Annotated in this window: 10 protein-coding genes and 1 pseudogene; 5 read left to right on the top strand and 6 right to left on the bottom strand. The window is 41.6% G+C overall.

All coding sequences use genetic code 11. The annotated features are described in order from the left end of the window. Positions 1-105: 105 nt before the first annotated feature. The 6 genes from gspG to N7974_RS05910 form a co-directional block, all read right to left on the bottom strand. The gene (gspG, locus tag N7974_RS05935; protein ID WP_262964726.1) at positions 106-534 is read right to left on the bottom strand and encodes a type II secretion system major pseudopilin GspG; all 429 of its coding nucleotides are present in this window, start codon (positions 532-534) and stop codon (positions 106-108) included. Between the two features lie 14 nt (positions 535-548). Continuing rightward, a complete protein-coding gene (locus N7974_RS05930) occupies positions 549-1,766 on the bottom strand; it encodes a type II secretion system F family protein (RefSeq protein ID WP_262964725.1) in 1,218 nt (405 codons plus the stop codon). 1 nt (position 1,767) lies between these two features. Then, positions 1,768-3,453 (bottom strand): type II secretion system ATPase GspE, encoded by a 1,686-nt coding sequence (gene gspE, locus N7974_RS05925; RefSeq protein WP_262964724.1) that lies wholly within the window; start codon positions 3,451-3,453, stop codon positions 1,768-1,770. 78 nt (positions 3,454-3,531) lie between these two features. Next, positions 3,532-7,143, bottom strand: a complete 3,612-nt coding sequence (locus N7974_RS05920; protein WP_262964723.1) for a DUF748 domain-containing protein — start codon at positions 7,141-7,143, stop codon at positions 3,532-3,534. 190 nt (positions 7,144-7,333) lie between these two features. Next, on the bottom strand, positions 7,334-8,626 hold the full coding sequence (locus N7974_RS05915) for an ammonium transporter (RefSeq protein ID WP_262964722.1): 1,293 nt from the start codon (positions 8,624-8,626) through the stop codon (positions 7,334-7,336). A 4-nt stretch (positions 8,627-8,630) separates the two neighbouring features. Continuing rightward, positions 8,631-8,969, bottom strand: coding sequence for a P-II family nitrogen regulator (locus N7974_RS05910; RefSeq protein ID WP_243220450.1), 339 nt, complete (start codon positions 8,967-8,969; stop codon positions 8,631-8,633). A 303-nt stretch (positions 8,970-9,272) separates the two neighbouring features. Here N7974_RS05910 and N7974_RS05905 point away from each other — a divergent pair. The 5 genes and pseudogenes from N7974_RS05905 to N7974_RS05885 form a co-directional block, all read left to right on the top strand. Further along, positions 9,273-9,701: pseudogene (locus tag N7974_RS05905) on the top strand (type I restriction-modification system subunit M N-terminal domain-containing protein); the annotation flags it as partial. Positions 9,702-9,712: 11 nt separating this feature from the next. Further along, positions 9,713-10,432 carry an HsdM family class I SAM-dependent methyltransferase gene (locus tag N7974_RS05900; protein ID WP_317451585.1) on the top strand — a complete coding sequence of 240 codons (720 nt, stop codon included), beginning with the start codon at positions 9,713-9,715 and terminating at the stop codon, positions 10,430-10,432. Then, a complete protein-coding gene (locus N7974_RS05895; RefSeq protein ID WP_262964721.1) occupies positions 10,429-10,896 on the top strand; it encodes an SAM-dependent methyltransferase in 468 nt (155 codons plus the stop codon). The genes N7974_RS05900 and N7974_RS05895 overlap by 4 nt, the downstream gene beginning before the upstream one ends. A gap of 94 nt (positions 10,897-10,990) precedes the next feature. Then, complete coding sequence (locus N7974_RS05890) at positions 10,991-11,452, top strand: SAM-dependent methyltransferase (protein WP_262964720.1); 462 nt, start codon at positions 10,991-10,993, stop codon at positions 11,450-11,452. 322 nt (positions 11,453-11,774) lie between these two features. After that, positions 11,775-15,215, top strand: coding sequence for an AAA family ATPase (locus tag N7974_RS05885; RefSeq protein WP_262964719.1), 3,441 nt, complete (start codon positions 11,775-11,777; stop codon positions 15,213-15,215). The last annotated feature ends 83 nt before the right edge of the window (positions 15,216-15,298 follow it).

Raw genomic sequence — 15,298 nt, 5'->3', positions numbered from 1 at the left:
TAGTCAGCTACGTGCCTATTTCTCCGCCTTGTAAATAAATAAAAATCCTGTGCCACTTGGGTATATTTATTCTTGGATATCACCTTACACCTCGAGCCTTATGCATTATTGCCAACCAAGAATATCCTGATCCTCGCCTTCGCCACCCTCTTTAGCATCTGCACCCAAGGTAAATAAATCAAATTTACCGTGTTCGCCGGGCGATACATAGTGATATTCTTGTTGCCATGGATCTAGTGGTATTTTTGACTTACGCAAGTAAGGCCCATTCCAACGCTTTGCACTATCAGGTGATTCAATTAATGCTTTTAAACCTTCTTCAGTAGTCGGGTAAGTGCCCAAATCCAGTTTATACATATCAAGCGTAGCCGCCAGGTCTTCAATCTGTACTCTGGCAGCTTTGGTTTTGGATTCGCCCATATGCTTCATTACTTGTGGGCCGACAATTCCCGCCAGCATGGCAATAATGCCCAGTACAACCAGTAACTCAAGCAAGGTAAAACCAGATTGTGAATAATTTTTAATATGTTTCATAGTTATTATTTCCGTTAAGTCGCCAAATCATTAACACTCAAGATAGCCAATAAAATCGAGACGATGATACCTGCTATCATTAGTCCCAAGCTAATTATTAATGCTGGCTCAAGAAAAGCCAGCATTCGTTGTATAGCTACTCTTAGCTGTTTATCATAAATATTTGCTACCCGTAGCAGCATTTCTTCCAGACGTCCCGTTTCTTCGCCCATTTTAATCATTTGCATCGCCATTTTAGGAAATATGCGTTTTTCCAGTAAAGCAGCCGATAAATGTTTACCTTGTTTTAATTGCTCTTCCGCATCAGCAATGGCAGCAGCCATTACCAGATTATCGACAGTTTCCCGAACAATAACCATGGCGGATAATATTGAAACGCCATTACCCAGTAACGTGCCGAGGGTTCGACTGATATTGGCAGTTTCTTTATTGGTAATAATAGTCCCTGCCAAAGGTAATTTTAGAAAGCGGGCATCCCATGTCTTTTTTGTTATCGGGTCTGCCAGCTGAAATTTCATATAGCTGGAAATAAAAATAATACCCCCCAGTAATGCCCACCAATAGCTTTGTAACCAGTTTGCCAAGCCTACTACAAGTTGGGTTGAGACAGGTAGGGCCTTGCCGGCACTTTCAAACATTTCGGTAAATTGCGGGACCACAAAAGTCAGCATTACAAATAAAGAAGCCAAAGACATCACCAGTAATATGATAGGATAAATTAACGCCGTACTGACGGTATCTTTTAGTTCCTGAGAGCGTTCCAGATACTCGGATAAACGTTTCAACACTTCATCCAGGCTGCCACCGGCTTCACCGGCACGAATCATATTCAAATAAAATTTGCTGAAAACACCTGACTGCTGTTCCAGCGAATCAGCCAGTGAGGCACCGGCCTTAACCTTTTCCAAAACCCGGGCGATTATTTTACTCAAACGTACGTTGTCTTCAGTCAGATCCATCAACACGAGTAAGGATTTATCCAAAGGTAAACCTGACTCCAGCAAGGTTGCCAGCTCTCCGGTCAATAAGGCAATATCTTTTTGTGATAGTTTGGAGCGTTTGCTACCCAGACCTAAACTAAAAAACGATCGACTGTTGGCAGGTGTAATACGAATCGGAATATAACCTTCAGACTGCAATGCTGCAATCACCTGTTGTTCGTCAATCGCATCTTTAATGCCTTCTTCCGTTTCGCCCAGGTTATTAATTGCTTTATAGGTAAATAAAGACATCTTAGGCTTCCGACGTGACTCGCATAACTTCTTCCAGCGAAGTAATGCCTTGGATCACTTTGACCAGACCGTTTTCATAAAGTGTTTGCATACCTTCGGTAATGGCGAGCTTTTGAATAGCGCCAGATTCTTCGTGCGCCATAATTAATTTACGTATGGGATCGGTCATTGGCAAAAATTCAATAATGGCGAGTCGTCCCCGGTAACCAGTGCTCGAACAGGCAGAACAGCCGACCGGTTTATATAAAACGATGTCGCCATCGGGAGCAAAGCGTTGCAAACGTAGATCTTTAACAATTTCCGGTGCGGCGATAGTACCTACTTTACAGGCCGGACACAATTTTCTAACCAGACGCTGCGCTAAAATGCCATTGACGGTAGACGTTAGCAGATACTCCTCCAAGCCCATATCAAGCAAGCGCGTTATACCGCCGGCAGCATCATTGGTATGTAAAGTCGATAACACCAAATGGCCGGTAAGCGCTGATTGTACGGCGATTCTTGCGGTTTCCAGGTCACGCATTTCACCAATCATAATAACATCAGGATCTTGCCGAACAATCGAGCGTAGAGCTGACGCAAAGGTTAAGCCTATTTGTGGCTTTGCCTGAATCTGGTTAACGCCTTCCATCTGATATTCTACCGGGTCTTCAACGGTAATGATTTTTCGTTCAGGTGTATTGAGTTGTTTTAATGCCGCATACATGGTCGTTGATTTACCGCTACCGGTAGGGCCGGTAATAAGAATAATGCCATGCGGCTGCGATAAGACATCGATAAATTGCTGTAAATGCCGCCCGGCAAAACCCAATGCGGCAAAATCCAGTACCGTATTTTCTTTATCCAACAAACGGATAACCACACTTTCGCCATACATGGTTGGTATGGTTGATACCCGTAAATCGAGCTCTTTACCCAACATTTGCACTTTAATCCGACCATCCTGAGGCAGTCGCCGTTCGGCAATATTTAGTTTGGCCATAATTTTGATACGTGAAATTACTGCTGCGGTTGATTTTACGTTGGGCGCATCAATTTCTTGTAAAACCCCATCCACGCGCAGCCTTACCTTTAAGGTTTGTTCAAAAGGTTCTATATGTATATCTGATGCCCTGGTTTCAATGGCTCTCTGCATAATCAAATTAACCATTTTGATAACAGGAGCTTCACTGGCCAAGTCTTTTAAGTGCTCTAAATCTTCTTCACCCAAATCATCAATAGCCAGGTCATCAATCAATTTATCCATTTTCGATCGGTCTTCACCATATTGAACATCCAGTGCGGCATCAATTTCTGAAAGTAAACCCACTTTGGCAATGACCGATTTTCCTGTCGCCAATCTAAGTGCGTCGATAGTAAACTGATCTTCGGGGTCCATCATTGCCACAGTAATGTCATGTTCAGTACTATTTAAACCAATCACATGATAGTTCTTTAAAAAACGTAAGGATACCGTTTCGGTTAACTGCATTTCCTGCGGGTATTGATCCGATGTGATTTTTTCAAAATGACCGGATTCGACAAATGCATCAGCCACATCAAGCTCCGAACATAACCCCAGTTTAACCAGTAACTGGGGTAAGCTTTCTGCTACCGAGGTTTTTTTTACCCGTTCAACTTTCTTCAGTTCCGAAGTGGAAAGTTTATTTTTTGCCTGTAACGTTGCCAGTAAAGATTGATAGTTCATTATTATGTCTTTTGATTAAAGGTTTCATCAATCAGAAGAACTGTATTGACAGGTGAATAAGATCTTACTGATGGTTTTTTAATCACCTGCATTCAGCGATAGAGTGACGGTGACCTCTTTATTATTTCTTTCAGGATCAATGACAGTATCAAGAATATAAACTTTTTCGCGTGCTATGCCGCCTTTAATAACGATATAGTTTGCAATAGCTTGTGCTCGAGCTGTAGCAAGTTCTTTTAGACGCGCCGGCTCAGGTTTAATAATCGTAAAAAGCTTTTGTTTGGCAATTTTATAAAAATCACCTGCCTGGGGATTCATCAATTGTGGTGTTCCCAAAAATGATTTTTCTGCCAACAAAGGGAATTTTTCAATAAACATCTCTGCCAATAAACGTTTATAGTCATCATCAGATAGCTTGACATATTGATCGCGTATTTTCCTATCATTATTTTTATTGAGTTCAACTGCCCGTCGTTTTTTAAGTTGTTCATACAAGGCGTCTTCTCTAATAATTGGCCAATCCTGATCCTGAAAAGCGGCACCTTTAATATCCAGATTTAAAACCGGACGCTCTTTTAGTGCCTTGGCTAAAGCGTCCAGTTTTTCTTGTTGTTCATCATTCAATGCTGAATAGCCCGGGGTAAAATTAATACTGCTGATATCTTTTTGGCTACCCATTAACGAGCCAATGACCCGAAAAGGCGAGGTAACCACTTTACTTAGCGCATTCATTAACGCATCAGTAACAATAGTTCCTATACTAAACTTGGGATCATCAAGACTACCGGTAATGGGTACATCTATTTTTATTCTACCACTCGAATCTTTCAGTAATGCGACAGCCAGTTTAAGTGGTAATGAAACGGCTTTTGGATTTTCAACTTTCTCTCCCAGTTCAAACTGATCAATTAATATATTGTTTGATGCAGTCAATTTTTTATTGGCAACATGGTATTTTAGTCCGAGCGTCATCTTGCCCTTTTCAACCTTATAGCCTGCAAATTGCACCATATAAGGCGATACCAACGGCATTGGCAAGCCATTAAAATTCATTTCCACCTTGTAATCGCCCAGATAAGGACTAATCTCACCGATGATATCTACTGGAGCCAAGTCGTAAGCGTTACCTTTTAAAGCAATTTTAACGATTGATTTTTGTTCTGAGGACAGGTCAGTTGCACCGCCATCCAGACTTTTAATCTGTGCTGCAAAAGGCATAATTAATGATAGATCTGCAAAATCCGAAGAGCCGTTCGTCACTTCAATTTTACCTAATTTAAAATAAGGTTTGTTTAAATCAGAGGGTTTGTTTGGTGCCGTTTTGGCAGAAAGCTCAGGCTTGCTTTTATTGCTGACAATAATGTCTTTAAAGTTAATGGTTTTGTCTTTTTCAATAGTTACCCTGGCATAAGGCTTATCGATAACAAGTGCTGCTGCGGTATAGCGATTTGCCAATAAGTCAAGATCTACATCTTTTAACGTCAAACTTTTCCATTTTACAAAGTCCTTATGCAGCGTTTGATCTCGGGTTAATAAACGGGTAATACCGGTATTGCCGTTAAATTTAACATCCAGTTTATCCTGCCCTTTTTTTGCGATAGCTATTTTACCGTCAACATGCAAATCCCCGTCTATGATATCCAAGCGTACCAGTTTATCGAAATAGGGTTGAAAGCTTTCCATGTCGATATTTTTGACATCAAGATCTAAATTGGCAAAAAGTGGCTCGATGACGGTATCGCCTTTAAGTAGTATCCGGCCGGTTTTATTTATGCCAATACTGAGGTCAACCGGTAATTTTGTAGCACTTTGATTACTGTAGTTAGTCAGCTTAAGGTTGATCGGTTTAAAGTTTACAAAGGCAGGCTTTTCCAGCGTCTGGTCTTCAAAACGTAGACCAAAATTAGTGAAGGCGATAGCGTTAACCTTGATGTTCCAGGTTGCTGTTTTAGGTTTGATGGTGTCGGCTATGGTTTCATTAATACTGATTTTGTCGGCGTTAGATATTCGAAGTAAGGATTGGTAGTTAATAACGCCTTTGGGATTTAACCATGCCTGCAAGTCGGCACCATTGGCTAAAATAGAGTCCAGCGCCAGCGTCTTGTTACCCAAGTTAAAATTGATGCCGTTCAAGGTAAACGCAGGTGCCTTAATTAATGTTTTGTTTTGGCCGTTTTCTTTAAGTAGTTGGTCGCGAATTAATAAATTGGCTATCTTGGTATTACCTTTAAATTGAACATCGAGTGGTTTTTTTTCGGGTATGGCGACGATGATATTGCCATCAATGGCCAGTTTTCCATCAGCAACTTCCATTTGTACATATTTATCGGCATAAGTCTGGAAATTTTTCAGAGCGATATCTTTGGCGGTAATGGCTATTTTTGCAGAAAAAGGCTGTATAACAGTATCGCCAGCGAGGTTGATTAAGCCGGTTTTAGTTAACCCGGTACTGAGCTGAAAAGGTACTTTTGTACCGGGTTCACTACTGTAATTAGTCAGTTTAAAATTAATCGGTTTAAGGTTAATAACGACAGGATTTTTAATACTCCGATCTTCAAACGCCAGTCCAAAATTATTTAATTCAACGGCGTTAACCATGATTTTCCAGGGTGTTTCGTTGGGTTGAACGGCATTGGTCGTGGTTTTATTGGTGCTGTTGGCCTGGGGGTTGCCTGCAGGGAATAAGCTTTGATAGTTAATGGCACCTTGAGCATTCAACCATGCCTGAAAGTCACCATCATTGGCTGAAATAGTCTCAATCACACACAGCTGTTTTTCAACATCGACATTAATTCCTTGCAAGGAAAAAACCGGTATTTTAATCAGCGGCTTGTTTTGGCCTTGTTCTAAAAATTGAAAATCACGGATTTCAACTTTGCTTTTGTTGGTTGCAAACTTCAAGCCGTTTTCGGTATAGCTGGCACTATAATCGGTCTCAAGCAGCTCGTAGCCTTCTACATTAAAAGGTCTGGTGCCTGGCAAAGCCAATGCCATGATGGTTTTTAGCTTTACCTTGTCGAACTTGATATGCCCTGCTGAAGACCATGGCTTTATATTGGCAGTGCCTTTCCAGTCCAATTGACCACCCGATTCGAGCGCCAGCGACAACACCAAAAGGGCTTGCTTATCACCATAAGTCGTCAAATTTTCAATATTGACATCTATTGAATCAATAACCTCTCTGATTGGCTCGTTAATGCTGGTGTCTTCCCATGCCAGCTTTCCTTCTGACAGGGATAATTTTGTAACATTAACAGGGAATGGTTGGCTGTCTTTTTTCTTATCATCTGCTTTGTCTTTAAGCAGATCCTGAAAATTAAACACGCCATTTTTTTGCCTGGCGATGTGAATAAAAGGTTTTTTTAGTGCCATTTCATCAAAAACCAGCGCCAACCGGCCTATCGATTGCAGCAGGGAAAATTTGATATAAAAACTATCAAATGTAGCAAAGGGTTGGCCATCCTGTTCCTGTATTTCAAAGTTATGTAACTTTATAGACAGCGGAAATGGTTGCACCTGAATTTTTGAAATTAAGGCATTCCGTCCGGTTTCCTGGCGGATAAGTTCAGGTATTTTCGATAATAATAGTGAAGGCAAGACATAAATACTGGCTCCGGCATAGAGTAGTAAAATACTGCTTACGATGATAAAAGGCTTTTTAATTTTGGCTAATATGCGTCGAGTTTCCATAAGGCCCCAGTATTTTTTTGGTGTTACCTGTTATCATTTTTTAGGCTACCATTTAAAGCAGTCGTTCTTGCAGATACCATCCCTTCAAGGGATGGTATCTGTCCCGGCTAAGGTGGTTGATAGCCATTTTTTAAATAAAAAAGCGGCCTCCAAAGCCGCTTTTTCTCCTGAATATTCCAGCCCTCAAGACTTATAAATCAAGATAGCCGGTTTCTTCATGCAAAACGGTGTCAAGCCCTTGTACTTCTTCATCGGCTGTCACCCGCAGACCTATCCATTTATCCAGTAGTTTCAAAATTAGAAAGCTGAACAAGGCACTCCAGGCAGCGGTTACAAAAACAGCCAAAGCCTGAACGCCAACCTGATCCATGATGGAAACACCATCAGCCAAACCGAGTCCGCCCAAGCTACCAGCGGCAAAAACACCGGTTAATAATGAACCGGCAATGCCACCTACGCCATGAACAGGAAACACATCCAATGAGTCATCTATTTTTAACGTACGCTTTATATATTGGGTTGCATAAAAACACACCACCCCGGCAGTAATACCCATGACCAATGCACCCGCAGGGCCAACAAAGCCGGACGCCGGGGTAATAGTACCCAATCCTGCCACCATACCGGTAACGATGCCTAAAACACTGGGCTTGCCAAAACGTTGCCATTCAATAAACATCCAGGTTAAAGCCCCCGAGGCTGCACCAATATGAGTTACCAACATGGCCATTCCGGCACGACCGTCTGCGGTCAATGCACTGCCGGCATTAAAACCAAACCAGCCGACCCACAACATACCTGCCCCTGTTACTACCATGGTCATATTATGAGGTGGCATGGCCGTTGTTGGAAAACCTTTTCTTTTGCCAAGAACCAGAGCCGCAACTAATGCGGCAACACCGGCATTGACATGAATGACGATGCCACCGGCAAAATCCATTACGCCCAGATCAGCTAGCCAACCTCCGCCCCATATCCAGTGGCAAACGGGTAAATAAACAATGATCAGCCATAAGCCACTAAACCAAAGCATAGCCGAGAATTTCATGCGCTCGGCAAAAGCGCCGACAATTAAAGCCGGTGTAATAATGGCAAAAGTCATTTGAAACATAAAATAAACGGTTTCAGGGATATCGCCTATTAACACAGTTGTGTTTATGTCGGGAAGAAAGGCTTTGGAGGTTCCGCCGATAAATTTTTGTAGTTCGCCACCATCAGCAAAAATAAAACTGTAAACACCAGCGAGCCAAAGAATGGAAACCATGCAGGTAATGGTAAAACACTGCATTAATACCGATAAGACGTTTTTGCTTCTGACTAATCCGGCATAAAATAAAGACAGGCCGGGTATGGTCATAAACAAAACCAGCGCAGTAGAGGTTAAAACCCATGCCGTATTTGCTTGGTTTAATTGATTTGCTGACGCTAATTCGGGAAGTAGTAACAAGCCTGAAATTAACTTTTTAGTTGTAGTAAGCGCCATCTTTCTAAATTGCATCCTCTCCGGTTTCACCCGTTCTGATACGAATAACTTCTTCTAAGTTAGACACAAATATTTTTCCATCACCAATCTTGCCGGTATTGGCTGCTTTAACGATAGTGCTAACTGCTTTTTCTACCATATCATCAGCAACGGCAATTTCCAGCTTAACTTTAGGCAGGAAATCAACGACATATTCGGCGCCTCTATAAAGTTCGGTATGACCTTTCTGGCGACCAAAGCCCTTAACTTCAGTTGCCGTAACGCCTGCAACCCCTATTTCAGATAAAGCCTCCCTAACATCATCCATTTTGAACGGTTTAATAATAGCGGTAATTAATTTCATCTTATCTCCTGATATTTTTGAGCAAAAAGTTGGCTATTCAGGCTGCAATCATAATGAATTATCAATCAACATACAATTAGTAGAAATCGAGGCAACCAACTTAAGCCGCGACAGATAGCATCACTTGACAGGATGGTATTGGTAAAATCGACCCACTTTAAAGGAGTAGTCGAAATCCGGGTAACGGTTTGGCGAAAGACAAGAATATAAGATAATTAACATTTAGCACTGTGCAATAATTAATAACGCTATAAGATATGGCCCATCAAGCCTGAAACCTCCAGAGATACATCAAGTACCGTAATGAATACACAAGAACTTAAAAAGTTGGAAAGCAATCTATGGGATGCCGCCAATCAATTGCGTCAGGGCGCAGGATTAAAAGCCACTGAATATGCTTCGCCTATTTTGGGACTTATTTTCCTGAAATTCGCCGATATCAAATATCGTCAATTTGAAGACGCCATCAATCAGGAATTTATCAGCAAGCAAGGTTCACGGGTTGAGCAGACAGAAAAGGAAATTGCCATTGCGCAATGTGGTTTCTATCTTCCTGAACATGCCCGATATAGCTATCTTCGCGACTTACCCGACACAACCGATCACGCGGAAAAAGTTAAAGAAGCGATGCAGGCAATTGAGGATAGTTTGGATCGGGATGATTTTAAAAACGTATTGCCGCAGGATGAGTATTTTAAAATTACCCAGTCTGATACCAGCCTGCTCAAGACCTTGTTAAAAACATTGGTGATATTCCTGACGATGCAACCGGCGATATTCTCGGTAAAATCTACGAATACTTTCTTGGCAAATTTGCCTTATCCGAAGGTCAAGGCGGTGGTGAGTTTTTCACGCCAACCTCCGTTGTTAAATATATGGTTGAAGTTATCGAACCTTATCATGGCAAACTGTTCGATCCGGCTTGTGGATCAGCGGGTATGTTTGTGCAATCGGCGCAATTTATCGAACGGCACAAGTCACACTATGGTGATGAGAACAAAGCCATTTATGTAACCGGGCAGCATAAAACCGGTGAAACCGTAAAACTGGCGAAAATGAATTTGCTGATTAATGGTTTAAAATGTGAAATTAAAGAAGCTAACACCTTCACCGACGATCTGGATTGTGTCGGGCAATACGATTATGTTATGGCTAATCCCCCGTTTAATGTCAAAGACGTTAAACTGGACATGGTCAAAAACAAGCCTTATTTCAACAAATACGGTATTCCGCAAAATAAAAGCAAAAGTACCGGTAGTGGCAAGGAAGATAAAGACACCATTCCTAATGCCAATTATTTATGGATTAACCTGTTCGCTACCTCATTAAATGAGTCTGGCCGGGCCGCCTTGGTCATGCCTAATTCGGCATCGGATGCAAGGCACTCCGAACAAGAAATCAGGATACGTTTGCTTGAAAATGGCTTAATCAGCCAAATGACCAGAACCTGTTTTATACGGTGACTTTACCGGCGGCATTATGGTTTTTTGACAAGGCCAAAGCTACCAGAAAGGATACCGATGTGTTATTTGTCGATGCGCGTAACGTATTCCGGCAGATTGATCGCGCCCATCGTGAACTGACCGAGGAACAAATTCAAAATTTAGGCATCATCAGTCGCTTGCAGCAAGGCCAAAGCGAACGTTATCTGGAATTGATTAACGACTACTTACAGCAAGCGCAACTGACTTTGCCGCTCATTAAACAAAACTATCAAGCACTTTGCCAAGCCCTGAACGATTATATCGCCAATCTAAATGACTTGACGCAACAACAAGATTGGCAAGAAGAGCACCAGCAATTAATCGCAGCATTTGACTTTACCAACCTGCGTGACAGTTTTACCGTTCCAGCGCTTAGAACAGCTAAATTCAGCCGAACAACAAGCATTGGAGGCGTTGGCACATTATCAAAATATCGAACGTAGCAATGCCGGTCAAAAACACTGTGTTGCCTAATGTCACGCCCTGATTGAAAAAACCCGTACCGTTAAAAAAGCGCTGGATAAAAGCTATCGCCAATTGGAAAAACTTTATAAATTCGCCGACAAGCAATTAAAAAGTAAGGATGACAAGTTTTGGAAAGATAGCAAGTTACGCGATTTTAAAAAAATCACTGATTTGCTTAACGACTTTCACGAAGTTATTAATCCGGCAATGCCATTGGAATTTAAAACCCTAGAAAAATCGGCACCTTACTGGTTGCATCAAATCGACTGGTTACAAGAACGTTTCCCTGATGCCGCTTATGACGATGTCATCGGCTTATGTAAACTGGCAACCTTGGAGGACATTAAGGAACAGGATTACTCACTCAATCCGGGCCGTTATGTTGGTGTGGTGATTGAAGAAGACGGCATGACCGAAGAAGAATTTGGAGAAGAAATTTTGATATTGCATCAACGTTTACAAGGTCTTGATGCCAAATCATTAGATTTTCAGCAGTTGATTAATGCTAATCTCAATAGTTTTATAGATAATTAACTTACTGTTATTAGCCGGTAGGATTTTTATCCGGGCAGGCTTGGTAGGGATAACATCCCTCAAAGGGATGGTATCCGTTAGCATCAAAATTATTTATCTAAAAATCTATAGATAATAACTCTTAATCCCTTGAAGGGATGGTATCTGTTGGCAGCGAAATTATTTATCTGAACATTTATAGACCGCAATTAATGCGGTTTTTTGTGCCTGGCTTTTTGTGGCGGTTTTCTCGGACAGTCCCATCGTGTATCATGTAGACATATCAAAAGTGTGTACCAAGCTTTATAAATACACAAAGAATAATACTATAAAACAACTATTTATGAAGATACACAACATCCATTTCAAGAATATCAACTCACTGGAAGGCGAGAGTCAGGTCAATTTTGAGCAAGCGCCCTTTTCCGATACCGGGGTTTTTGCGATTACCGGGCCTAACGGGTCAGGCAAATCCAGTATTTTGGATGTGATTACTTTGGGTTTGTATGGTGAAACTTTTCGATTTAATCGGCCGGCAAGCCATGTAATGACCAAGCGCACGACAGAGTGTTTTGCAGCTATTGAGTTTTCTCTGGGTGGTGAAAGATATAAATCCAGTTGGCATGTGCAACGTACCGAGAGTAATCCTGACAGTGAATTGATGCCGCCGGAAATGCAATTAATCCGCTTGAAAGATGACGAGATTTTAGCCCGCACGCATCATGAGGTGTGTGCAAAGATGACTGAAATTACCGGTATGAATTTCCGTAACTTCACGCGTTCAATCATGTTGACACAGGGTGATTTTTCGGCTTTTCTGAATGCGCTGGACAGTGAGCGTATGGATATACTGGAAAAAATAATCAGCACCGATATTTATGCCGATTATAAAAAAGACATACTTGATAAGGCTGAAAATGCACAACAGGAACTGGATCTTTTAAAACAAAAGTTAGCGGCTATTCAGTTTATGGATCCTGAAAAAAGGGAAGCCAGTGAGCATGATTTAAGCGATTTTAAAGAGCAATTTTCCGGGTTACAGGCTGAACAAAATACGTTAAAGCAACAGCAAGCCTTGCTAACAGAAATAACTGCGATAAAAAAGCAAATTGTTGAGCAGGAAAAGAACCTGGAAAAAGCCAAACAACAGGTTGAAAACACACAAGATTTATTGGACCAGATTGCTGCCGCTCAAGGCGCGTTAATCTTCAAGGATGACATTGAAGCCCACAAGTTAATAAGCCACGTTATTCATCAAGGCAAAGCAACTCTGGATGATTTTCAGAGTGAACTTAAGCAATTAAAAGATCAGCTTGGCGATAATAAAACAGCGCCTGACAACTTGGCAGAGCTATCGTTTACTGAACAGCAGAAAAAACTGGATAATGCCCGGGAACAGGTTGGTCGCTTTGGCTTAAACAAGCAGTCAGAAACAGCCCAAAGGCAGTCTTTGATAGCGCAGGCAGAGGAAAAGAAGGCTGTGCTGGTAACGGTATCAACATGGTTGGAAGAACATGCACCGGAAGCGTTACTGCTAACAGATTTTCCTGAACTGGGTAAATTAAAAAAACTTCGTACCGAGATGGTTGAACTCAGTGCAAAAAAAGTATTGTTTATAAAGCAGTCAAAAAAAACCACCTCTTCAGTCAATAATAATAACGCCGCTTTGGCCAAAGAAATTAACAAACAGGCCGAATTAAAACTCAAGTTACAGGCTGACGAAAAAGAGCTTGAGACAATAGCACAAGGCAAGAACATTGATGATATTAATGCGTTAAGATTAGAGCAGCAAGAACGCGTCAAGGATTTTGAAACACTTTATAATCTGGCTAAAAAACATCAAGCATTAACTGGCGGGGGTGGTTTTTTCTCTTTGTTTACACGTAAAGAACAACCGGAGCATGATGTTGATGTACTAAGCCTTGAGCTTGAAAAACTAAAATTGGAAATAAAACGCGAAGAAAATATTAAACGCGTACTTGATGAATCGATTATCCATGAATCGTTATTAAAAAAAATGGCGCCCGACAGAATCCATCTTATTGACGGTAAACCCTGTCCATTTTGCGGAGCCTTGCAACATCCTTACGCCAAACATCCGCCGGTAGTGGGTAATTCCAGGCAGGCCTTGATTGATCAAAAAACAAAAATAAGAGCGTTAATTGAAAAGTCGGCCAATATCGGACTTAAAATCAGTAATGCACAAAATCAGTCTGAAAAAAATCAGGCCAGGCAAACGCAGTTACTGCAGATTAGAGCGCAGTGGTTAACTCTGTGCAACCGATTGAATATCGTCAGTGATGATCTTGATATCAAAAAATCAGCATTGATGAAGGAGTTGATAAAAAAAGAGAAAGCCGAATTAGCCGACATTGCCGGTTTGGCTACGAAATATTGGGGAAAACTGGCAAGTATAGAAAAAGCCAAGGCATTAATTGCCAAAAGTATTACTACGATTGAGCAATTGCAGATAAGCGCTCAGCAAATGGGCTCAAATAGCCAAGGAGTCACTCAGGAAGAGATAGACCTTGAAGCAGCATTAATGAAGTGCGAGCAGGAAGCAAAACAGCTGGCTGATAAAATACTCGAACAGTTGACGTTGTTGGGCGAAAAAATGCCTGGTAAGGGTCAGGAAGATGCGTTGTTTGACAAGCTTAATGTGCGTCGGCAAGATTACCATGGCTATACTTTCCGTCACAAAAATTTAACAGAAGAACTGGCTGATTTGGAAGCGAACCAGGTGAATTGCCAAGCCGAAATAACACGCTGTAATGAGTTGCTGGAAATTTATACCAATCAACTACAAAGTGAAGAAACTATCGTCCTGCATTTGGCGCTTATTGAAAAGCAAAAGTTGATTGCTGATAAAGAACAGCTCCTTGCCCAGCAGGAGTTTAAAGCCGCTAATTTGCATCAGGCGTTGCAGGAAAAAATGCAAGGAACCCAATTTGCCAGTTTGCATGAGATTAGCCAGGCACTGGAGCTGATAGAAAGCCAGTCAAAACTGGAGCGTCGAAAGGCAGAGCTGGAGCAAGAAATTGACGCCGAAAATATAGAGTTGGAAGCCGGTTATAAGCAGTTACAAGCTGATCTGATACTACCGGAAGCAATTTTAAATAAAACCGATGTCGATGAGCAGTTGACGCTTATTGCCGAGAAGGTTGAGATAGCGAGTATGGAAGTTCAACATCTGGAGCGCTTACTCAGCGAACAACAGCAATTGCTACAGACTTATGATGCCGTGCAGTTACAAGTGCAACAGCAGGAAGTTTTATCACAGCCTTATCTGGTTGACGCAGCACTTATAACAGCAGAAAACGGTATGGCTTTTCGGCGTCGGGTTCAGGGGCAGGTTGCCGATAAGCTGTTATCTCAAACCAATACCATTTTGGAAAAAATCAGCGGTCGTTATTATTTACGAAAAGCCTTTGGGGAACAAGGCTTCGGGCTTGAAATTGAGGACACTTATCAAGCTAATGTCCGGCGATTGCCCAAGACATTATCGGGTGGTGAAAGTTTTATAGTCAGTTTGGCCTTGGCGTTGGGCCTTTCAGAATTGGCCAATAACGGGCGCTCTGTCGATTCATTGTTTCTCGATGAGGGTTTTGGTAATCTCGATGCCGATTCACTGTATACCGTAATCAGTACTCTGGAAAATTTACATACTCACGGAAAAACTGTCGGTGTAATTTCTCATGTTGAAGCGGTACAAAAACGCTTTAAAGCCCAGCTTCAAATGGTTAAAAAACCCAATGGTATGAGTGAGCTGAAAAAAGCATCTTGATAGGAATCACTATGCCACAAAAAAGCTCTAGTAGCTCCCTAAAGTCTTTTTGCTCATATTTTTTTTACTATAGTCTTTCAGAA

The organism is Methylobacter psychrophilus, assembly GCF_025583945.1.
Taxonomy (GTDB): Bacteria; Pseudomonadota; Gammaproteobacteria; order Methylococcales; family Methylomonadaceae; genus Methylobacter_C; species Methylobacter_C psychrophilus.
Note: the sequence above shows the minus strand (reverse complement) of the source record. Positions and strands in the feature narration are given on the sequence as shown.

Excerpts from the sequence above, each read along its gene's own strand:
- gspG (WP_262964726.1), bottom strand. The coding sequence starts at position 534 with ATGAAACATATTAAAAATTATTCACAATCTGGTTTTACCTTGCTTGAG.
- N7974_RS05930 (WP_262964725.1), bottom strand. The coding sequence starts at position 1,766 with ATGTCTTTATTTACCTATAAAGCAATTAATAACCTGGGCGAAACGGAA.
- gspE (WP_262964724.1), bottom strand. The coding sequence starts at position 3,453 with ATGAACTATCAATCTTTACTGGCAACGTTACAGGCAAAAAATAAACTT.
- N7974_RS05920 (WP_262964723.1), bottom strand. The coding sequence starts at position 7,143 with ATGGAAACTCGACGCATATTAGCCAAAATTAAAAAGCCTTTTATCATC.
- N7974_RS05915 (WP_262964722.1), bottom strand. The coding sequence starts at position 8,626 with ATGGCGCTTACTACAACTAAAAAGTTAATTTCAGGCTTGTTACTACTT.
- N7974_RS05910 (WP_243220450.1), bottom strand. The coding sequence starts at position 8,969 with ATGAAATTAATTACCGCTATTATTAAACCGTTCAAAATGGATGATGTT.
- N7974_RS05885 (WP_262964719.1), top strand. The coding sequence starts at position 11,775 with ATGAAGATACACAACATCCATTTCAAGAATATCAACTCACTGGAAGGC.